Source organism: Streptosporangium sp. NBC_01639, assembly GCF_045209755.1.
Classification (GTDB): domain Bacteria; phylum Actinomycetota; class Actinomycetes; order Streptosporangiales; family Streptosporangiaceae; genus Streptosporangium.
The window spans coordinates 6,258,898-6,280,135 of sequence record NZ_CP109272.1; the positions used below are offsets into that span (position 1 = coordinate 6,258,898).

At 69.9% G+C, this 21,238-nt stretch carries 18 protein-coding genes; 12 read left to right on the top strand and 6 right to left on the bottom strand.

Annotated elements, in window-relative coordinates; genetic code table 11:
• Positions 1–6 precede the first annotated feature (6 nt).
• Positions 7–489 (top strand): hypothetical protein, encoded by a 483-nt coding sequence (locus tag OHA77_RS28645; protein WP_406312505.1) that lies wholly within the window; start codon positions 7–9, stop codon positions 487–489.
• Between the two features lie 46 nt (positions 490–535).
• Here OHA77_RS28645 and OHA77_RS28650 read toward each other — a convergent pair whose 3' ends face one another.
• Positions 536–1,525 carry a LacI family DNA-binding transcriptional regulator gene (locus tag OHA77_RS28650; RefSeq protein WP_406312506.1) on the bottom strand — a complete coding sequence of 330 codons (990 nt, stop codon included), beginning with the start codon at positions 1,523–1,525 and terminating at the stop codon, positions 536–538.
• A gap of 155 nt (positions 1,526–1,680) precedes the next feature.
• Between OHA77_RS28650 and OHA77_RS28655 the strand changes: the two genes are divergently transcribed.
• Positions 1,681–2,889: a CynX/NimT family MFS transporter gene (locus OHA77_RS28655; RefSeq protein ID WP_406312507.1), complete on the top strand. Its 1,209-nt coding sequence runs from the start codon at positions 1,681–1,683 to the stop codon at positions 2,887–2,889.
• A 271-nt stretch (positions 2,890–3,160) separates the two neighbouring features.
• A complete protein-coding gene (locus tag OHA77_RS28660; RefSeq protein ID WP_406312508.1) occupies positions 3,161–4,798 on the top strand; it encodes a cytochrome bc complex cytochrome b subunit in 1,638 nt (545 codons plus the stop codon).
• 216 nt (positions 4,799–5,014) lie between these two features.
• Here the strand turns inward: OHA77_RS28660 and OHA77_RS28665 are convergent, their stop codons facing one another.
• Both OHA77_RS28665 and OHA77_RS28670 read right to left on the bottom strand, forming a co-directional pair.
• A complete protein-coding gene (locus OHA77_RS28665; RefSeq protein ID WP_406312509.1) occupies positions 5,015–5,521 on the bottom strand; it encodes a cysteine dioxygenase in 507 nt (168 codons plus the stop codon).
• 52 nt (positions 5,522–5,573) lie between these two features.
• Complete coding sequence (locus OHA77_RS28670) at positions 5,574–6,464, bottom strand: amidohydrolase family protein (protein ID WP_406312510.1); 891 nt, start codon at positions 6,462–6,464, stop codon at positions 5,574–5,576.
• Positions 6,465–6,656: 192 nt separating this feature from the next.
• Between OHA77_RS28670 and OHA77_RS28675 the strand changes: the two genes are divergently transcribed.
• Positions 6,657–7,646 (top strand): LacI family DNA-binding transcriptional regulator, encoded by a 990-nt coding sequence (locus tag OHA77_RS28675; protein ID WP_406312511.1) that lies wholly within the window; start codon positions 6,657–6,659, stop codon positions 7,644–7,646.
• A gap of 12 nt (positions 7,647–7,658) precedes the next feature.
• Here OHA77_RS28675 and OHA77_RS28680 read toward each other — a convergent pair whose 3' ends face one another.
• Together OHA77_RS28680 and OHA77_RS28685 are read right to left on the bottom strand one after the other, a co-directional pair.
• A complete protein-coding gene (locus OHA77_RS28680) occupies positions 7,659–9,047 on the bottom strand; it encodes an aromatic amino acid lyase (RefSeq protein WP_406312512.1) in 1,389 nt (462 codons plus the stop codon).
• A gap of 4 nt (positions 9,048–9,051) precedes the next feature.
• Positions 9,052–9,420, bottom strand: a complete 369-nt coding sequence (locus OHA77_RS28685; protein ID WP_406312513.1) for a phage holin family protein — start codon at positions 9,418–9,420, stop codon at positions 9,052–9,054.
• 256 nt (positions 9,421–9,676) lie between these two features.
• On the opposite strand from OHA77_RS28685, the gene OHA77_RS28690 reads away from it, so the two are divergent.
• The 3 genes from OHA77_RS28690 to OHA77_RS28700 are packed head-to-tail and all read left to right on the top strand — an operon-like array spanning position 9,677 to position 11,517.
• A complete protein-coding gene (locus OHA77_RS28690) occupies positions 9,677–10,726 on the top strand; it encodes an NADP-dependent oxidoreductase (RefSeq protein ID WP_406312514.1) in 1,050 nt (349 codons plus the stop codon).
• Between the two features lie 45 nt (positions 10,727–10,771).
• Positions 10,772–11,056 carry a hypothetical protein gene (locus tag OHA77_RS28695; protein WP_326825085.1) on the top strand — a complete coding sequence of 95 codons (285 nt, stop codon included), beginning with the start codon at positions 10,772–10,774 and terminating at the stop codon, positions 11,054–11,056.
• Between the two features lie 59 nt (positions 11,057–11,115).
• Entirely contained in the window at positions 11,116–11,517 is a 402-nt protein-coding gene (locus tag OHA77_RS28700) for an OsmC family protein (protein WP_406312515.1), read from the top strand.
• Between the two features lie 673 nt (positions 11,518–12,190).
• On the opposite strand, the gene OHA77_RS28705 is transcribed toward OHA77_RS28700, so the two are convergent.
• Positions 12,191–12,592, bottom strand: coding sequence for a hypothetical protein (locus tag OHA77_RS28705; protein WP_326825083.1), 402 nt, complete (start codon positions 12,590–12,592; stop codon positions 12,191–12,193).
• Between the two features lie 195 nt (positions 12,593–12,787).
• On the opposite strand from OHA77_RS28705, the gene OHA77_RS28710 reads away from it, so the two are divergent.
• The 5 genes from OHA77_RS28710 to OHA77_RS28730 all read left to right on the top strand — a co-directional run bounded on the left by OHA77_RS28710 (position 12,788) and on the right by OHA77_RS28730 (position 21,195).
• Positions 12,788–13,849, top strand: coding sequence for an ArsR/SmtB family transcription factor (locus OHA77_RS28710; RefSeq protein ID WP_406312516.1), 1,062 nt, complete (start codon positions 12,788–12,790; stop codon positions 13,847–13,849).
• Between the two features lie 312 nt (positions 13,850–14,161).
• Positions 14,162–15,922: a discoidin domain-containing protein gene (locus OHA77_RS28715; protein ID WP_406312517.1), complete on the top strand. Its 1,761-nt coding sequence runs from the start codon at positions 14,162–14,164 to the stop codon at positions 15,920–15,922.
• 215 nt (positions 15,923–16,137) lie between these two features.
• Positions 16,138–18,939, top strand: coding sequence for a PQQ-dependent sugar dehydrogenase (locus OHA77_RS28720; protein ID WP_406312518.1), 2,802 nt, complete (start codon positions 16,138–16,140; stop codon positions 18,937–18,939).
• Positions 18,932–20,107: a ThuA domain-containing protein gene (locus OHA77_RS28725; protein WP_326825079.1), complete on the top strand. Its 1,176-nt coding sequence runs from the start codon at positions 18,932–18,934 to the stop codon at positions 20,105–20,107. The genes OHA77_RS28720 and OHA77_RS28725 overlap by 8 nt, the downstream gene beginning before the upstream one ends.
• A 179-nt stretch (positions 20,108–20,286) precedes the next feature.
• Positions 20,287–21,195, top strand: a complete 909-nt coding sequence (locus tag OHA77_RS28730) for an NADP-dependent oxidoreductase (protein WP_406312519.1) — start codon at positions 20,287–20,289, stop codon at positions 21,193–21,195.
• The last annotated feature ends 43 nt before the right edge of the window (positions 21,196–21,238 follow it).

Below are 21,238 nucleotides of genomic sequence, written 5' to 3' on the forward strand. Positions count from 1 at the left end.
TGCCGAGTGGGTCTTGAGCTTCCCGAGGGGCCGCTCTCCGCGGTGGGGGATTTCCTGGGGCATCTCTTCCCGGACGGCGACGTGAACGGTCTCGTGGCCATGGGCGGGGGGCACGACCGGCACGCCGATCGTCTGCGGGAGCACCTGGCCGACGGAACCGGGAGTTCGGAAGCCGTCGCCGCCACCAGCCGCGGAGCCGGTGTCACCGCCTTCGTACAGAATTTCCACCATCCCGAAGGGGCGAACAGGAACATCGGGGACGCCGTCAGCGGGATCCGGGTGGCCGGGCTCGGCCTCCAGGTGAGCGCAGGGATCGTGCTCGCGCACAAAGGCGTCACGCTTCTGCAGTATGGCCTTGTCGCCGCCGCGCTCGCCAGGGCCGCCGTCGCAGGCGGGGCCGGCGCCGCATTGGTTCCCGGCATCCAGCAGGCCGGTCGGCGCGCGCTCGACAAGGGAACGGACGCCGCGGTGGAAGCCGTCCTGACCTGACGGGGAAGCGGTGGAAGCCGTCCTGACCTGACGGGGAAAGGGTGCTCTACGGGCCGAGCTCGCCCGAGCCACGGGGGATGAGGCGGGTCGGCAGCTCGATCCGGCGGGCGGGACCCGGTTCGCCGTCGATGCGGCGGAAGAGCAGCTCGGCCGCGGTCCGGCCGAGCCGGGAGGGATTCTGGGCCACCACGGTCACTCCGGGCACCAGCAGGTCGGCGAGCTCGAAGTCGTCGAAACCGACCATGGCGAGCCGGTGCCCGCTGCGCAGCACGGCCACGGTGATCCGGCCGTTGCCGGTGAACACCGCGGTGGGCGGGTCCTCGCCGGAGAGCATCAGCTCCAGCGCGGGCCCGGCCTGCTCCGGCGGGCCCATCGCGACCAGGGACTCGTCGGCGGGCAGGCCCGCGTCGGTCAGGGCACGGCGGTAGCCGTACAGGCGCTCGGCCGCGGTGAAGATGGACGCCCGGTCGCCGAGAAAGGCGATGCGGCGGTGGCCGTGCCGGATCAGGTGGGTCACCCCGGTGCGCGCCCCGTTCCGGTTGTCGCAGAACACGGTGTCCACGTCCAGCCCACCCGGACGGTCGGCGAAGACGGCGGCGACGCCCGCGTCAAGCTCGGGTCCGAGGTATCCGTGGTCGGTCCCGGCCGGCACGATGATCAGACCGTCCACCCGGCGGGAGCAGAAGGTGAGGACGAGTTCCCGCTCGCGTAGCGGCTCCTCCCCGGAGGACCCGCTGAGCACCAGCGAGCCGTGCCGGAGCGCCACCTCCTCGACCGCGCGGCTGATCCCGGAGTAGAACGGGTCGCCCACGTCCTCGATCACCAGGCCGATGGTCGCGGTCCGGCCCCGGCGCAGCACGCGGGCGCTCTCGTTGCGCCGGTAGCCGAGCCGTTCGATGGCGGACAGCACCCGTTCGGCGGTGGCGGGGTTGACCCCCGGCTCCTCGTTGACGACCCGGGAGACGGTTTTGAGCGCCACCCCGGCCGCCGCCGCGACGTCTTTCATGGTGGGGCGTCCGCGGACACTGTCGGTCACGATCCGATCATCGCCCAAGTACGGCCTGCCGACAACGTTGTCATCGGCGTGCCGGGCCCTGCCGCGCAGACCGGAACGTCTGTCAGTCCCATATGACGATATGTCGCTCGATACCTCTCTGATCATCGATATCCGGGCTGTGGGAAGGTAAGGCAATGACCGATCGGGGAATCAGAGCGTCGCGGATCCTGCTGATCGCGGGGTTGATACTCGCCTCACTCAACCTCAGGCCCGCCCTGGCGGGGATCTCACCGGTGCTGGGCGAGATCATGTCCGACCTCGGGCTGAGCGCGGCCGGTGGCGGCGCGATCACCACGGTGATGGTGGTCTGCCTGGGCGTCCTGGCCCCGCTCGCTCCGCTGCTGGCCCGCCGGTTCGGATTGGACCGCACGCTGCTGGCCGGGCTGGTGGTCCTCGCCGCAGGGGTGGTACTGCGTGCCGCCGGCAGCATCCCCGCCCTCTACGTGGGAGCGGCCGTGGCGGGTACGGCCATCGCCATCATGAACGTGGTGATGCCGGGCGTGGTCAAACAGCACTTCCCCTCGCAGGTCGGCCTGTTCACCTCGGTCTACGTCTCCGGCCTGGTGCTCGGGGCCGCCGTCGCGTCGGGACTGACGGTGCCGTTGGAGCACGCCACCGGGTACGGCTGGCGCGAGGTGACCGCGATGGCCGCGATCCCGGCCGTGGCGGCGGCCGTACTCTGGCTGCCCCAAACGCTACGGCCCCCCGCGCGGGCCGGGAACGCGCCCAGGCCGTTCCGCGCGCTGCTGCGCGCCCGGATGACCTGGGCCGTCACCGCCTACATGGGCCTTCAGTCGCTGACCTTCTACATCATGCTGGCCTGGATACCCACGATCTTCCGTGACGCGGGACTCCCCGCGGACCAGGCGGGCTACCTGCTCGGCCTCACCAACCTGGCGCAGATCGCCGCCACCCTCACGGTCCCGGTCCTCGCGGGCAGGGCACGGTCGCAGGTGCCGCATGTGACGGCCGCGGTCCTGCTCACCATCGTGGGATACGTCGGCATGATGGTCGCGCCGACCGCCGTCCCCTGGCTGTGGATGATCGTGCTGGGCCTAGGGCAGGGAGCCTCGATCGCGCTCGCCCTGCTGATCATCGCGCTGCGCGCCCCCGACCCCACCTCGGTCACCGCGCTGTCGGCCGTCGCGCAGTCCGCCGGATACGTGCTGGCGGCGCTCGGGCCGTTCCTGATCGGCGCACTCCACCAGAGTTCGGGCGGCTGGACGCTGCCGCTGCTGGCCGGGTTCGGCGCGTGCGTGCTCCAGTCGGTCGCCGGGTTCCTGGCGGGACGTCCGGCGCCGGTGGGCGCGGAGCGGGCGCATCGCGTGACCGCCGCCGAATAGGCCGGGCCGCAGAACAGGCCGGGCCGCTCGAACAGGCAGGGCCGCCGTCCGGTCACCTCGGCGGAGCGGCCCGGGACTGCGCCACCCCGGCAGTTTTGACATCGACAGATTTATCTTCTGTTCGGTCGTCCGGCCTTTGCCTGAGCCTGTGGTTCGCCGTAGATGATGGAAGACGGCTAATTATCCTCAATGTGCTGTGTCGTCCTGTCAGTTCTGGTTGCCAGGAGCATGGTGCCGCCGAGGTCGAGGCCCGTGAGAACGGAGGCCACGCGTGAGCCGCGGAACCATTCCGAAGCCCATAGCGAGCACGAGCAGCTTCATCGACGACCGCATCGGTGCGGGAAACTTCCTCAAGCGCAACCTGCGCAAGATCTTCCCCGACCACTGGTCGTTCCTGCTGGGCGAGATCGCGCTGTACTCCTTCGTCATCCTGCTGCTGACCGGCACCTTCCTGACCTTCTTCTTCAAGCCCAGCATGGGTGAGGTCGTCTACGACGGCTCCTACGAGCCGCTCAGGGGCGTCATGATGTCCGAGGCCTACGCCTCGTCGCTGCACATCAGCTTCGACGTGCGCGGCGGTCTGCTGATGCGGCAGATGCACCACTGGGCCGCCCTGCTGTTCGTCGCCGGCATGATGGTGCACATGCTCCGGGTGTTCTTCACCGGTGCGTACCGCAAGCCGCGTGAGTTCAACTGGCTGATCGGCGTCGGGCTGCTGACGCTGGCCCTGCTCGAAGGTCTGACCGGCTACTCCCTCCCCGACGACCTGCTCTCCGGCGCCGGTCTGCGGATCACCGAGGGTGTGATGATCTCGCTGCCGCTGGTCGGCACCTGGATCACCTTCTTCCTGTTCGGCGGCGAATACCCCGGCGAGGACGTGGTCTCGCGGTTCTACGCGATGCACATCCTGCTCATCCCGGGCATCCTGCTGGCGCTCATCACCGCTCATCTCATGCTGATGTGGGTGCAGAAGCACACCCAGATGCCGGGTCCTGGCCGCACGAACACCAACGTGGTGGGCGCCCCGATGTATCCGTCCTTCATGGCCAAGTCGGGCGCGTACTTCATGTTCACGTTCGGCGTCATCGCGCTGCTGGGCACCTTCGCGCAGATCAACCCGATCTGGCTGTTCGGCCCCTACACGCCGTCCGACATCTCGGCGGGTTCGCAGCCCGACTTCTACATGGGCTTCCTGGAGGGTTCACTCCGCCTGATGCCCGCATGGGAGATCAATTTCCTGGGCTTCACGCTGCCGATGAGCGTGCTGATCCCGGCGCTGGTCCCGATGGGGATCATCATGACGGGCCTGGCCCTGTATCCCTTCATCGAGCGGTGGGTCACCGGGGATCGCAGCGAGCACCACGTCGCCGAGCGCCCCCGCAACAACCCGCACCGCACCTCGATCGGCATCTCCGCGGTCACGTTCTACGGCATTCTGTGGCTGATGGGGGCGAACGACGAGATCGCCGCGTTCTTCCACGTCTCGCTGAACTGGACGACCTACATCGGCCGGGTGCTGATCTTCGTCGGCCCGGCGGTGGCCTACTTCATCACCTACCGGATCTGCCTGGGCCTGCAGCGCAGCGACGCCGCGGTGATCGGGCACGGCGTGGAGTCCGGTGTGATCAAGCGCCTGCCCAACGGTGAGTACATCGAGGTCCACGTCCCACAGGACGCGGGCATCGAGGCCCACGTGCGCGGCAAGCAGCCGGTCCCGATGATCGCAGAAACCGGCGCCGGCGCCGACGGCGTCCCGTCGGACGAGGCGCGTGGCCCGCTCGGCAGGCTCCGCGCCAAGCTGAGCAAGGTCTACGGCGGCGAGAAGATCCCGCTCGACGGCGACCACGGCCACGACGAGCACGCAGCCATCGGCTCGGGCGCGAAGGACGACACGGCTCCGCGACCCTGACCGGGCACGGCGAGCACGCGGCCGCCGGGATGGAGCGGGAGGGTGATATGTCCCGGTGCCCTGACCACTCACGGCCGAGGCCGGGCGCTCCGGGACGCCCGGCCTCGGAGCCCTGGAAAGCCACAGACGGTAGCCGTGACGCCGACACGGCCCTGTTCCGGCACTGGAACAGGGCCGTGCCGCGGGAACGCCCCGGTGGAGCCGACGGTCGTCCGGTCAGACGAGGGCGGCCTCGTCCATGGGACGCAGCTCGTCGGCGTAGCTGACCGAGACGCGGCGCATCACGCCGCTGTCGCTGATGGAGTACTGGCCCAGACGCCAGAGCGGCGGCGAGTAGGCGTGGATCGAGACGCTGTGGTCGACGGCGCCGTTCAGCCGGTGGATGTGGTCGGGGCCGAAGGAGAAGGACTCGCCCGCCGAGACCAGGTTCTCCAGGTGCTCGCCGCCGATCCGGGGGTTGCACTCCAGCAACGTCCCGGCCACCACCCGGACCGCGCCCGAGGAGATGTCGTGGTCGTGCCAGCCGGTGTCGTCCTCCGGCCGCCAGCACAGCAGCCAGATGTCGACGTAGGCGTCCCGATAGAGGGAGGCGTAGTGGCGGCCGCCATCTTCGGGAAAGTCCACCTCCGCCTCCCAGCGGGACGGGTCGGCGGCCAGTTCGTCGACCAGGTCGCGCAGCTCGCGACGGTCGAGGGCGCGGGCGGGCAGGGTCTCGTAGCTCATCGCCGGCCTCCCTGGAGCGCACAGCGCTCACGGCCCAGGTATTGGTTCACGTTCATTTGCGCGACTCCTTCCGGTTCAGCAGGCGATATGGATTGGTGACCGCGACGGCGTGCCGGGCGGCATCGCCGAGCGCGGGGTCAGGGGCCCTGGCGTACGGCTCGTCGGAGCCGTTGACCACGACGTCGATGCCGAGCTCGCGGACCACCGCGTCGATGGCGCGCGGGCCGTAGGAGGAGGTCTCCAGGAACAGGTCCGGGTCCACCAGACCCCGGCCCTCGCCACTGCGGTTGATCACCCGCTCGGAGTGGAGCGGGGCCAGTCCGGCCAGCAGCGCGAAGCAGACCCGCAGCCCGGGGTGGCGGGGACGGCCGAAGGTCGAGAATGCGTACCAGGAGGCGTGCATCTGCTGCACGTAGGAGACGACGGCCGGCCACCAGCCGGGCCCCCGGACCTCGGCCGCCGGCCCGGGGTGCACGAACAGCGGCAGGTCGCGGTCGGTGAGGACGTCGAGCAGCGGGGCGACCCTGGCGAGGTCGTCTCCGTTCCGTACGGCCGTCGCGGGCAACTGCAGCCCGACCGGCCCCTGGTCGAGGGCCTTGGCGAGTCTGGCCGGGTCTATCTCACTGAGGCAGGTCGCGGCCCAGACTCCGAACGGGGCGGGCAGGGCGAGAGCGTCCTCATGGTAGGCGTCGATGATCGGCCAGGCGTCCGAGGGGTCCAGCGACTCGATGCCGAGCGGGCTGGACAGTGACACCAGGGCCTTCTCCAGTCCGCCGTTCAGCTCCAGGCGCCTGGCGAGGTCGTGATCACCGGGATCGACCTCGTAGGGAGGCTCACCGTCCAGGTGAAGGGTCCAGCCGTCGAGGCGCGGCGGGGCCGTGCGACGCCGGAGCGCGTCCACGAACGCGGGCGTCCACAGGTGCTGGTGCACGTCAACGGTCACTTCCCCACCTCCCTTCGGGGTATTTCCTACCTACAATATAGGTAACTGGCCTGACCTTGTCACGTTTCCACGTGACGCGTTTCAGTGAACCGTTTCAGTGAACCGCTTCACCTCTGCGGTTGTCAATGCCCTGAATCGCCGTCATACGGTGGATAACGCTCTTCGGGCGGCTCAGAGGCATAAGCTGGTCGGATGCCGCAGCCACGGAAGCGAGCGACGATACGCGAGGTGGCGAAGGCCACCGGTCTCTCCCCGGCCTCCGTCTCGTATGCCCTGCGAGGCATGCAGGTCTCCGAGGAGACCATCGTTCGGGTTCGCAAGGTGGCGGCCGAGCTCGGGTACGAAGCCGATCCCATCGCCCGCGCGCTGGCCAGCGGCCGTACCGGGATGATCGGCCTGCTCTGCGGCTCCCTGGAGGACCTCTGGCAGCAGGCCCTGGCCGTCGGCATCGGGCGGGCGCTGAAGGACAACGACCGCTACGCGCTCATCCTGGACGCCGCCGGCGACCCGGGCCGGGAGCGCACACTGGCCAGGCAGCTCCGCGACCAGCGGGTGGACGCCCTGATCGTGCAGCCGGTGGACCCGGCGGCGTCGTTCTGGGCCGAGCTGTGCGAGAGCCTGCCGGTGGTGTCGATCGGCGACGCGCTGGCCGGGGCGCGCACGGCGGGAGAGGTCGTGTTCGACAACCGGGCCGGGGTGACCCTGGCTCTGGAGCACCTGCGCGAGCGCGGTCACCGCCGCATCGCCGTCCTCACCCCCACCCAGGCCAGCACCCCCGACCGTCCGGCCGACGTGCACGTCCTGGCCGAGGCGGGGCGGCTGGGGCTGGACATCGAGGTGATCACCGCGCCCCAGGCGCTCGCCGCCGCCACGGACGTCGCCCGGCACCTGCTGGCCGGCGGCCACCGGGCGTTCTTCTGCTTCGCCGACTCCATCGCCTACGGGGTTTATGCGGCCTCCGCCGAACAGGGCCTGCGGATCCCCGCCGACGTGTCCGTGATGGGCTACGACGACCACCCGATGTCGGGGCTGCTCAGCCCCGGGCTGACCACGGTCGACTGGGACATCGACGGCATCGTCCGCGCGGCCGTCCGCGCGGTCGTGGCCGCCGTCGACGGGAACACCCGCCGTCGGCGGATCGTCCAGGCCCCCGAACTCCGCGAACGCGGCTCGGTGGGCTGAGCGGCACCGCTTTCACCGTCCTCCGCCGGCCCATGCCGGGAGCGGGCCGGCGAGGCCGGGCAGCAGCCCGCGTGCCGCGTCCAGGTCGCCGTCCAGGGGGCGGTCGGTCATCCGGGGGTCCAGGTCGACGTCGCAGGGGAGGCCGCGCTGGCGCAGTGCCCGGACGGCCGTGACCAGCTCGCACGCCAGCACCGTCTCCAGCGGTTCGGCGGCGCCGAGCGTGGACCGCGCGGCCTGGGGGGTGAAGCTCGCGTGGTCCTCGGTCCCCAGGGAGAGCACGGCACTGCCGAGGGTGACGGGGGTGGCCAGCTGGCGGAGGTCGGCCAGGGCGGAGTGGGCGACGTATTCGAGGATCATCACGCCGGACAGGCCGGGCCGCTCGGCGAGGAAGGGCAGCAGGCCGGTGTGGGCGGGGTCGGTCATGGTGGCGAGCCGGGCGGCGCTCAGTGACGCGGTCTGCACGAGAGCCGCCCTGAGGGCGTCGAGGGCGAGCGCCACCCGTGCCGAGTGGAAGTTGCCGTTGTGCCACGCCCGGCCCCCGGTGATCAGCGGATTCTCCGGGGCGATGTTGAGCTCCTCGCCGACGACCTGCTCCGCCCGCTCCAGGGCGGCCAGGGCGGCCCCGTGAACCTGGGGGAAGGCGCGGAAGCCGTACGGGTCCTGGACCCGGCGCGGGGCGGTGACGCCGACCAGCGCACGCAGGTCGGCCGCGACCGCCGCCTGCTCCGGCCGGAGCTGTACGGCGTGCGCCAGCGGTTCGAGCGAGGCGTCGACGGCCCGGAAGGAGTGGGCCGCGACGGCTGTCATGGCGGTGAACACGACTCTCAGGTGGTGGCAGGCCAGTGCGGCGTCGGCCAGGGTCGCCGCGCCCGAGCTGATGAAGGGGAGCGCGTCGCCGGAGGTCAGAGGGAACCGGGGCGCGACGCCGTCTCCCGGTCCGGAGGGCGCGTTCCAGGGATGCTCGCCGAGTAGGCAGAGGGCGGTGGTGGCCAGCGCGGTGAGGTCACCGGTGCCGATGGCGCCGTAGGTGCGGATCGGGGGAGTGAACCCCCGGTTGACGGCGGAGGCGAGCACCGGCAGCAGGCCGGGGTTGAGTCCGGAGCCGCCGACGAGGAGCTGGTTGAGACGGACCACGAGGGTGGCGCGGGCGCGTGCCTCCCCGACGAGGGGGCCACCGCCGCCGGCGTGGCTGCGGAGCAGGTCCAGGCCGGTGGCCTCGACCGTGACGTCCTTGTTGGCGCCCACTCCGGTGGTCTGGCCGTACCGCGGCCCGCTCAGCGCACGGGCCGTCTGCCAGGAGGTCTCCGCGCGGTCGGTGGAGCCCAGCAGGACTCCGGAGCCGTGTGCCGCCAGGTGGACCTGCTCGCAGGTCAGGCGCGTGCCGTCGAGGACAACGGTCATCGGGCTAGTCGCCGAGCACCAGGTCGAGCAGCCAGCTCACCAGGCCGACGACGATCGCCCCCCAGAAGGCGGCCCAGAAACCCTCCACGTGGAAGGGCAGGTGGAACTGGGCGGCGAGCCAGCTCGTGAGCAGGAGCAGGCCGGCGTTCACCACCAGCGCGAACAGGCCGAGAGTCAGGATGTAGAAGGCGCAGCCCAGGGTCTTGATGATCGGCTTGAGGACCGCGTTGACGGCGCCGAACAGGAGGGCGACCACGAGGAGGGTGCCGATCTGCTTGACGGTGGTCTCCGCGGACACCGTGATGCCCGCGACGAGCTGGGTGGCCACCCAGAGGGCGGCTGCCACGGCCAGGATCTTGACGATGATTTTCACAGCTTGGCATCCTCGCATGGAAGATCGGATGGGCGATAGATTGACTCCGCTAAAAGCGGATATATAGGGACACTAAACACGCTATGTCACGGGACTCGCCGGAATGGTGGTCGGCCGGACCCGGAAAGAGAGCGGCACGCCTTTCCCGGCGACCTCGGTGGACACGGATGTTAAAGCTTTCGTCCATGGTCCGTCGCCCTACCGTCGGCGGGGAATGGCTTCGGAAGAGAGTGCGCGCTGCCTAGGGAGCTTCACCATGTCCGATGACACGTCCAACCACTCCGGACCCGCCGGCCGTACGGTGTCGCGGGAGATCCGGCTCGCCTCGCGGCCCTCCGGATGGCCTACGGCGGAGAACTTCGAGCTGGCCGAGACGGAGCCGCCCGCTCCCGGTGAAGGTCAGGTGCTCGTCCGCAACCTGTACATGAGCGTCGATCCGTACATGCGGGGACGGATGAACGCGGGCAAGTCCTACGTGCCGCCCTTCGAACTCGGCGCGCCCCTCGCCGGCGGCGCGGTCGGCCAGGTCGTCGAGTCGAACGCGCCCGGCCTCGCCGCCGGCGACCTCGTCCTGCACGGGTACGGCTGGCGGGAGTACGCCGTCATGGACGCCGGCGAGGCCCGCAAGATCGAGGAGATCCCCGGCGTCCCGCTCTCGGCCTACCTCGGCGTGCTCGGCATGCCCGGCCTCACCGCCTACGTGGGCCTGTTGGACATCGCCGCTTTCAAGGAGGGCGACGTGGTGTTCGTCTCCGGCGCGGCGGGTGCGGTGGGCAGCCTGGTCGGGCAGATCGCCCGGCTGAAGGGCGCCGCACGGGTCGTGGGCAGCGCCGGCTCGCAGGAGAAGATCGCTTACCTGACCGGCAAGCTCGGCTTCGACGCCGCCTTCAACTACAAGACGGGCCCGGTCCGCAGGCAACTCGCCCAGGTGGCGCCCGACGGGATCGACGTCTACTTCGACAACGTCGGCGGCGACCACCTGGAGGCGGCCCTCGACGCGTTCAAGCCGTACGGCAGGACCGCGATGTGCGGGGCGGTCTCCGTCTACAACGCCGCCGAGCCGGTCCCCGGGCCGAGCAACCTCTTTCTGGCCGTGGGCAAGAGGCTCACCCTGCGGGGGTTCATCGTGGGTGACCACTCCGACCGGATGCCCGACATGGTGAAAGAGGTGGGCGCCTGGCTCCGCGACGGCAGGATCACCTTCGAGGAGACCGTCGTCGACGGCCTGGAGAACGCCCCGAAGGCTTTCATCGACATGCTCCGCGGGGCCAACACCGGCAAGATGATCGTCCGGTTGGTTCACTGATTGTGCATGATCGTCACAATTTTGGGGCAGGAGGGGCGAAAGGAGGTGGGTCAGTTGGAGACGGATGAACTCGAGAGGTTGCCCGCCCAGGAGCTACACGATCGCGCGGTCCGCTACGCCGTACACCACGGGGATTTCGCCTTCCTGTGGGAACTGCTCAAGGTGATTCCCGCGGCTGAGGCGTCCGCCGGGAACGAGAGTGAGACGGCGAACGACCTCAGCAGGGTCTCGGCCCTGCTCAGCGACGCCATGGCGGCCGGTGAGGGACGACTCGGCGAGGCACTGCGCCCGTTCTACATCGACTATCTCTCGAAACATCCCGAAGCCTAGGTTCTCGACCGCTCTGCCCGTGTCGATAGTCTGACCGGCAACGTCACGGGAGGAGCGTCATGGCACAGGTGAGAGTCGAGCGGACCGACGACGGGTATGTGGCGCGCAACGACCGCGGGGCCGAAGTCGCCATGGGCGGCGGTGACGAGCAGGGGGTGTTCACCCCTGTCGAGCTGCTCCTCGCGGCACTCGGAGGCTGCAACATCGTCACCGTGGAGCCGCTCACCGCGCAGCGTGGCCATCGGCTGGTCCGCCTGGCGATGACCGTCCAGGCCGAGAAGGCCGAGCCCACGTTGCTCGGGCCCATCACCGTCACCTACGACGTGGAGCTGCCGGAGGGGGACGAGAAGGCGGCCGAGGTCTTCCGCGCGGTGGCCCAGCGGGTGGAGGAGAAATACTGCACGGTGAGCCGGGCCCTGAGGGAGAAAAGCGAGGTCCGGCTCGAACTGCCGCTCCAATAGCGCTCTGCCGGGTCAGTCGGCCGCTTCGTCCTTGTCCGGGCATTCCCTGCCTTTGGTCTGGCAATAATGGGTCAAGCCTGGGTGTAGGGCCAAAATCAACCCGCGGATGGCGTGCTCGTTACATTTGGTTATGTAGTGTTGAAGCAGGTCAAGGGGTTCTGCGAGGCCCGGGGGGAGCATTGCAGAGACTTTCACCGGATACAGGACGCGAGGGGGATCGCGTCACTGAGCGGTGCCACCGGAGTCTTGGGGGAGACGAAGGATAGGCCCGCGAGGAGGCCGGGGCCAGGCAGTTGGGGGACTGCCTGGCCCCGAGTCTTGTGCAAAGGCCCGGGGTCGGACGTGAAGCACCGTCCGGCCCCGGCTCATGTCCGGGAGACCTCTGCCTTATTCGGTAAGAACGAGCCATGTTCTGGCATCGCCAGCTCCAGGGCAGTGGCCAGAATCCCAGCGCGCAACCGTGGCTCCGGCTCTGTCCCAAATCAGTTATGAGAAGGTTGCGTTCCCAGGAGCGGCCCAGCTATATCTGTGCACCGGCCGGAGAGCTACAGCGAGCCGCCGCGCTGCAGGGCCTCAAGGGCAAGCTCGAAGTCGCTCTTGGCCAGCGCTGTCTCGATGGCGGTCTCAAGGGGCGAACGCATCACCATGCAATGACCTTGATGTCACCGGTCGGCTAGCACTCGCCGCCCCAGTACATGTTTCTGATCTTCGCAGGCACCGCCCCGTCGCGCAGGTCGAGCTTGAAGCCGCTGCCGGGGTAGAAGTGCAGGCACTTCGAGTACCACGTCGAGGTGCCGCCGAGCTGGTATTCGAAGTACACATGGTCGCCGCCTGGCTGCTCACGCCCGTTGTTGACGAGCACCCAGAACCATTTCCCATCCGGGACGTTCCCAGGGGTCTGGTAGGACAGGTAGTCCTCGGTCAGGTTGCCGTTGTACAGGCAGACATTGCCCGCCTTGCATCCATGGTAAGTGGTCTCTCCGGCCGACGCCGGGGACGCTGCCACCAGTGCCAGAGCGGCCGTCGCGGCAGCGCACAGAGCGGTTGCGGCAGTGGTGACTCTCTTCGTGGTCATGGATGCTCCTTTTCGATCATTGAGGGGTGCCTTCTTCTGCTGTCGGCGGTCGGTCCAGGTCAGTTCACAGTGCGCAGCCCCCGCCCGTCACCGTGTTCCAGCCTGAGCCGGAACACCCAGCTCGCAGCCCCCCGCACCCGGCGCCGTCGAGTGGTCGTTGATTGCTTTGTGATCCGTACGACGGAGCATGCGGATATGACCAGGGGAATCTTGAAGATCATCTTTACCGGTGAGGATCTGGCCCGGGTGCGCATCGCCTCGCGCGTCGATGAGCTGTGGGAGATGGCGATGAGCCTGTGCCGCCTGCAAGAACGCGGCGGCGGCCCGGCCATGACCGGCTGGCGGCGGCAGGTCCGCGATGACCTGGCCGAGGCGGGCCTGTTGAAGGCCGTCCGGGAGACGCTGGTACCGCTGGTCCCCGTCAAGGCCTACTTCCCCGACTTCCTGACCCCGCCCGAAGGTCAAGCCGGACTGCAGCACGGCATCGACGCGCTGGCCGACACCCCGCCGTCACGGGTGCGGCGCGAGGTCGACCAGTTGCGTCCGCATGTCGCCGTGCCCGCCACCCTCGACGATCTCGCCCGGGGCAACAACCGCTCCATCCGCGCCCTGGCCGGCCTGACCCGCCAATACTGCCAGATCGCCTTCGCCCCCCACCGCACCACGATGGAAGACACCCTGGGACGCGAACGCGCCCGCCTGGCCCGGCTGCTCACCGACCACGGCGTGGATGCGATGCTCGCCGGCCTGGGACCGTCGATGCGCTGGCGGCCTCCCGTCCTGGAGGCCTGCTACGCCGCCGGCCGATACGAGCTCCACCTGCGCGGACGCGGCCTGACCCTCATCCCCTCCTCCTTCTGCCGGGACGCCCCGGTCGCGCTGGCTGACTATGGACTGCCCCCCGTCCTGATCTTCCCCAAACTCCGCCCACCGGCCGACGCCCACCTCGACCCCGACGCGCTGCCCGACCTGCTCGGCACCACCAGAGTCCGCATCCTGCGCTGCATCGCCGCCACCACCGGCTGCACCACCAGCGAACTCGCCCGCCGAACCGGCACCTCGCTATCGACGGCCAGTGCTCACGCCCAGGTGCTGCACCGCAGTGGGCTGATCACCAGCACTCGCCACACCAACATGGTCATCCACCAGATCACCCGCCTGGGCACCGGCCTGATCCGCCACCAAACCCGCCCGGAGCCCAGTCTCCGCGGGGCCGCGGACACCCATTGGGAGAGAGCGCTCCCTGCTTGGGGGTGATTCGTTCGCCGTGCCTGCCGCCGTCCCACCCGGTAAAGGTCTGCCGCATCCGGCGGCCAGCGCCGTTCGTAGCTGGGAGAGCGCTCCCTTAAACAGATCTTCATAGCTACAGCTCAAAGGCGGTTGTTTCGTTTTAACTCGTCTATCAGGGAGCGCTCCCTGATGGAAGCAGACAGTTTTCCGCCAATGTTCGCGCTGTTTCCATGAGGTTAACCGGGCTCTTGACAGTCCTTCCCGACAAGAGCAATCTCTGCTTGAGAGAGCGCTCTCCGACTTGTTGCCCCGGCATCCCCCACCTCGCGAGGAGACGCGATGCACTCGTCCCGAAGCCCCGGCCGGCACCGTCTGATCCTGCTGGTCGCCGCGGCGGCCACCCTTGTCCTGTCCCTGTTCACCGTCCCGGCCGCGATGGCCGCCGACACCCTGCTGTCGGCGGGCAGGCCGGTCACGGCGTCGTCGGCGGAGAACGTGGCCTTCCCCGCGACCGCCGCGGTCGACGGCAACCCCGGCACGCGCTGGTCCAGCGCCTTCAGCGACCCGCAGTGGATCCAGGTCGACCTCGGCGCCGTCGCCGGCGTCACCAGGGTGGTGCTGAACTGGGAGACCGCCTACGGCACGGCGTTCCAGATCCAGGTCTCGGCCAACGGCTCGGACTGGACCCCGATCCACTCCACCACCACCGGAACGGGTGGCACGCAGACCCTCGATGTCAGCGGGTCCGGCCGGTACGTGCGGATGTACGGCACGCAGCGCTCCACCCAGTACGGCTACTCACTGTGGGAGTTCCAGGTCTACGGCACCATCGGCGGCACCCCCACCCCCACCCCCACCCCCACGGTGACGAACCCGCCGGGTGAGAAGCTGCTGTCCTACGGCAGGCAGGGCGTCGCCTCGACCTCGCAGAGCGACGGCAACTGCTGGGAGTGCACCCCGGCGCGCGCCTTCGACCGGGACCCGGCCTCCCGCTGGGCCACCAGCTCCACCACCGGCTGGGTGGACCCGGGCTGGATCTACGTCGACCTCGGCGCGACCGCGCAGCTCAGCAAGGTCGTCCTGCAGTGGGACCCGGCCTACGCCAAGGCGTTCCAGATCCAGGTCTCACCCGACGCGGCCAACTGGACCTCGATCTACTCCACGACCACCGGCACCGGCTTCAAGCAGACCCTGAACGTCACCGGCACCGGCCGGTACGTGCGGATGTACGGCACGCAGCGCGGCACGCCGTACGGCTACTCGCTGTGGGAGTTCCAGGTCTACGGCACCGGCGGCGCCCCGATCACCCCGCCCCCGCTGCCGCCCGACCCCGCCGTCCCGCCCAGGCTCGTCTGGAGCGACGAGTTCAACGGCGCCGCGGGCACCAAGCCCGACGCGGCCAAGTGGAAGCCCGAGATCGGTCCGGGCGTCAACAACGAGCTGCAGTACTACACCAACAACGACAACGCCTCCACCGACGGCGCCGGCAACCTCGTGATGGAGGCCCGCAGGCAGGCCACGCCCGGCTCGGCCTGCCCGCCCGACCCGCTGAGCGGCGGCAGCACCACCTGCCAGTACACCTCCTCGCGGCTCAACACCTACGGCAAGTTCAGCTTCACCTACGGCCGGGTCGAGGCCCGGATCAAGCCGTCGGGCACCAAGGGCATCTGGCCCGCGTTCTGGCTGCTGGGCGCCGACTTCTTCGACCAGGGCAGGCCCTGGCCGTACGTGGGTGAGATCGACATCATGGAGCACATCGGCAAGGAGCCGCACAACGTCTACTCCACGATCCACGCCCCGGCCTACTTCGGCGCCGGCGGGTTCGGCAAGGCGTACACGATCCCCGGCAACTTCAACGACGCCTTCCACGTCTTCGCCGTGGACTGGAACAGCAAGGGCATGAGGTTCACCGTTGACGGCAACCTCATCCACGAGGTCGACCGCGCGACGCTGGAGGCCACCCGTGGCCCGTGGGTCTTCGACCACCCGTTCTTCATCATCCTGAACAACGCGGTGGGCGGTGACTGGCCAGGCCCGCCGGACGCGAGCACGGTCTTCCCGCAGAAGATGCTCGTCGACTACGTGCGCGTCTACCAGTGACACCCGGCCGGCGGCGCGGGCTCCCCGCCCATGCCGCCGGCCTCCGCGGGAAGTCCTGGATCCGCGACGGCACCACCCCGAAAAGCACCGCCCACGAGCACCCTTGCCGGACACCACAGCCCGTGGACGGCTCCGACGAGAAGACAGCACCGACCCGAGCACCGGTCCACCCCCCAGAGTCCTGGAGTCTCGCCATGGCCTCGATCCGCCGATGGTTGGCACCTCTGTCCGCCCTGCTGACCCTCACCACGATTCTGCACCCGTTCCCGGCCGCCGCCGCCCCGCCCGTCGACCCCGCCGCCTTCCAGCAGGTGACGCTGGCCAAGGGCGTGGCCGAGGTGGGTGAACCCATGTCGATGGCCGTGCTGCCGGACCGCTCGGTCCTGCACACCGCCCGCGACGGCACGGTCCGGATCACCGACGCCGCCGGGACCACCAAGGTCTCGGGCAAGCTCTCCGTCTACTTCAACGACGAGGAGGGCATGCAGGGCGTCGGCGTCGATCCCGGCTTCGCCACCAACAGGTTCGTCTACCTCTACTACGCGCCGCCGCTGTCCACACCCCCGGGAAACGCCCCGCTCGACGGCACCGCGGCCGACATCGCCCGCTTCGACGGCGTCAACCGGCTGTCGCGCTTCCGGCTGAACGTCGACGGCACCCTCGACCTCACCAGCGAGAAGGCCGTCCTGGACGTCAAGACCAGCCGCGGCGCCTGCTGCCACGTCGGCGGCGACATCGACTTCGACGCCGCGGGCAACCTCTACCTGACCACCGGGGACGACTCCGAGCCCGGCTTCAACGACGGCTACGCGCCGCTGGACGACCGGGCAGGCCGCAACCCCTTCCTCGACGCGCAGCGCGGCGCCGCCAACACCAACGACCTGCGCGGCAAGGTCCTGCGCATCAAGGTCAACGCCGACGGCTCGTACTCGATCCCGGCCGGGAACATGTTTCCGCAGGGAACGGCGAACACCCGTCCGGAGATCTACGCGATGGGCTTCCGCAACCCGTTCCGGATGAGCGTCGACAAGGCCACCGGCGTGGTCTACCTCGGCGACTACGGGCCCGACGCGGGCGCGGCCGGTCCCCGGGGGCCGGGCGGGCAGGTCGAGTTCGACCGGATCACCGGACCGGGCTTCTACGGCTGGCCGTACTGCACCGGCAACAACACGCCCGCCGAGACCTACGCCCGCTACAACTACGCCACCGCGACGGTCGGCGCGAAGTACGACTGCGCGGGCGGGCCCGAGAACACCTCGCGCAACAACACGGGCCAGGTCAAGCTGCCTGCGGCCAAGCCCGCCTGGATCACCTACGACGGCTGCGGGCTGCCGGAGTTCGGCTGCGGCGCCGAGTCGCCGATGGGCGGCGTCGTCTACCGCTACGACGCCGCCCTGAACTCGCCGATCAAGTTCCCGCAGGCGCTGCACGGGCACTTCCTCGCCGGTGAGCTGCAACGCCAGTGGATCAAGGACATCGAGGTCAACGCCGACGGCAGCCGCGGCACCATCCAGCCCTTCCCGTGGGCGGGCACGCTGGTGATGGACATGGCCTTCGGCCCGGACGGCGCCCTCTACGTGCTCGACTACGGCACCGGCTGGTTCAACGGCAACGAGCACTCCGCGCTCTACCGGATCGAGCACATCGGGACCGGCGGACGGGCGCCCATCGCCAAGGCCGCCGCCGACCGCGTGTCCGGCAAGGCGCCGCTGACCGTGGCGTTCTCCTCGGCGGGCAGTTCCGACCCGGACGGCGGCGCCCTCACCTACTCCTGGACGTTCGGCGACGGCGGCACCTCCACGGCCGCCAACCCCAGCCACACCTACACCACCGACGGCAGGCGGGTCGTCACACTGACCGTCCGGGACGCCACCGGCCTGACCGCGACGGCCAACGTCGAGATCAACGTCGGTAACACCGCGCCCACCGTGAAGATCGACCTCCCGCTCAACGGGCAGGTCTTCAACTTCAACGACGCCGTGCCGTACCGGATCACCGCCACCGACCCGGAGGACACGACGATCGACTGCACGAAGGTGAAGATGACCTACATCCTGGGTCACGACACCCACGGCCACCCGCTCGCCACCGCCAACGGCTGCAGCGGCACCATCCAGACGCCCCCGAACGGCGAGCACGACGGCGCCGCCAACCTGTTCGGCGTCTGGGACGCCGAGTACACCGACACCGGCGGCCTCACCACCCACACCCAGCACGTCACCCAGCCGAAGAACCGGCAGGCCGAGCACTACACCACCGCCCAGGGCGTCGGGCTGTTCGACAAGCCCACCGCGCACGGTGCCAAGACCGTCGGCAACATCGAGAACGGGGACTGGATCGCGTTCGACCCCTACGTCCTCGCCGGCGTCACCAAGCTCACCGCCCGGGTCTCCTCGGGCGGGGCCGGCGGGACCATCCAGGTCAGGGCCGGGTCGCCGACCGGGACGCTGCTGGGTAGCGCGGCCGTGGCGCCCACCGGCGGCTGGGAGACCTTCACCGACGTCTCCGCCACGCTGTCGGGCGCGCCGTCCGGCACCACGAAGCTCTATCTCGTCTTCACCGGCGGCGCGGGCGCGCTGTTCGACGTCGACGACTTCACCCTGACCACCGGATCGACGCCGCCGACGGGCTCGCTGCTGTCGGCGGGCCGCCCGGTCACGGCCTCCTCGGTGGAGAACGCCGGAACCGCCGCGTCCAACGTGGTGGACGGCAACCTCGGCACCCGCTGGTCGTCGGCGTTCTCCGACCCGCAGTGGATCTCCGTGGACCTGGGCTCGGCCAAGCAGGTCAACCGGGTGAAGCTGCAGTGGGAGGCCGCCTACGGCAAGGCCTACCGGATCGAGACCTCGACCGACGGCACCACCTGGACGCAGGCCTACACCACGACCGCGAGCGACGGCGGCGTGGACGACCTCGCCCTCACCGCGGTGAACGCCCGCTACGTGCGGGTGTACGGCACGCAGCGTGCCACCCAGTACGGCTACTCCCTATGGGAAATGGAGGTCTACGGTGCGTAACGTCATCGCGGTCGCGACCGCGCTGCTCGTCGTCGTGCTCGGGTTCGGGCTGCCGGCGATGGCGGCCGACCCGGCCTACAAGGTGCTCGTCTTCTCCAAGACGGCCGGGTTCCGCCACGACGCCATCCCCGCGGGCATCACCGCGCTGCGGGGCCTGGCGACCGAGAACGGCTTCACCGTCGACACCACCGAGGACGCCGGCGCCTTCACCACGGCCAACCTCGCCGGATACCGGGCGGTGGTCTTCCTGATGACCACCGGCGACGTGCTCAACGCCACCCAGCAGACGGCGTTCGAGTCCTACATCGCGGGCGGGGGCGGATACGTGGGCGTCCACGCCGCCGCCGACACCGAGTACGACTGGCCCTTCTACGGCGGCCTCGTCGGCGCCTACTTCGCCTCCCACCCGGCCATCCAGCAGGCGACCGTGCGGGTCGAGGACACCGCGCATCCCTCGACGGCCCACCTGCCGAGGGCCTGGGTGCGTACCGACGAGCTGTACAACTACCGCACCAACCCCCGCTCCACCGCCCACGTGCTGGCCACGCTGGACGAGTCGACCTACTCCGGCGGGTCGATGGGAGCCGATCACCCGATCGCCTGGTGCAAGCCGTACCAGGGAGGCCGGGCCTGGTACACCGGTCTCGGCCACACCGCCGACTCCTACACCGAGCCGAACTTCCGGGCGCACCTGTACGGCGGCGTCCGCTACGCGGCGGGGGTGGCCCCCGCCGACTGCGGCTCCACGCCCACCCCCACGCCCACCCCGACACCGGGAGTCGTGCTGCTGTCGGCGGGCCGTCCGGTCTCGGTCTCCTCGACGGAGAACGCGGGGTTCGCCGGGAGCAACGCGGTGGACGGCAACGCCGGGACGCGCTGGTCGTCGGCGTTCTCCGACCCGCAGTGGATCTCGGTGGACCTGGGCTCGGCCAAGCAGGTCAGCAGGGTGAGGCTGCAGTGGGAGACGGCCTACGGCAGGGCGTACCGGGTCGAGACGTCGGCCGACGGGGTGACCTGGTCGTCGGCCTACTCCACCACCGCGAGTGACGGCGGGGTGGACGACATCACCTTCCCGGCGGTGAGCGCCCGTCACGTGCGGGTGTACGGCACGCAGCGTGCCACCGCCTGGGGCTACTCCCTCTGGGAAACGGAGGTCTACGGCAGATAGGCCCCGCGGGCCCGCAGCGGCGGGGCCCGCGGACGGGAACCCCAGGTCGCGCCGCCGGCCTGGGATTCCCATCGCGGTCCGGTCGCCGGCCGGAGCGCACCGATCCCTTCGCACCGGTTGACCTCAATCATGGTCGAGGTTGCACAGTGAGGTTCGACGGAACAATCGAAGGGATTTCCATGAAAGCCGCTGCTTTTTCCACGTTCGGCGGGCCCGAGGTGTTGCGGGTCATGGAGTTGGAGACCCCCGAGGCCGGTGCGGGCCAGGTGCGGGTGCGGGTGAAGGCGGCCGGGGTGCAGCCGTTCGACCTGGCCGTGCGCGAGGGATGGACTCCGGCGGGAGCGACCGGGGACCTGCCCCGCATCCCCGGTAACGAGTTCGCCGGGGTCGTCGACCAGGTGGGGGAGGGGGTGAACGAGGTCTCCGTCGGCGACGAGGTGCTGGGCTTCCAGCTGCTGGGGTCCTATGCCGAATACGTCGTGGTCCCCGCCGACAGTGTCACGGCCAAGCCCGCGAACATGCCCTGGGAGGTGGCGGGCGGCTTCACCGCGGGCACCCAGACGGCCCACATCGCCCTGGCGCAGCTGGAGGTGGGGGAGGGCGACACGATCCTGATCCACGCCGCCGCCGGCTCGGTCGGCACCGCGGCGGTGCAGCTCGCCCGGCTGCGGGGGGCGACGGTCATCGGCACCGCGCGCGAGGAGAACCACGACTACCTGGCCTCGCTCGGCGCGATCCCCGTCGCGTACGGCGAGGGCCTGCTGGAGCGGGTGCGCGCCCTGGCCCCCGGCGGGGTCGACATGGTTCTGGACGGTGCGGGCGGTGCGGCGCTCGACGTCTCGCTGCAACTGGTGAAGGGCGACCGCATCGTCACGCTGGTCGAGCACGACAGGGCGGAGGAACTGGGCGTCCAGCTGACCCGGGGGGTGCGACTGGCCTCCCGGCTCGCCGAACTCGCCGAGCTCTACGCCGACGGCAGGCTCACCTTCCACGTCCGCCGGACCTATCCGCTGGAGCGGGCCGCCGACGCCCATCGCGAGCTTGAGACCCGCCACGGCCGCGGCAAGGTCGTCCTGGTCGTCCCCTGAGCCGCGGGCCCGCCGTTGAGACGTGGGCTCCGCCGTTGAGGCG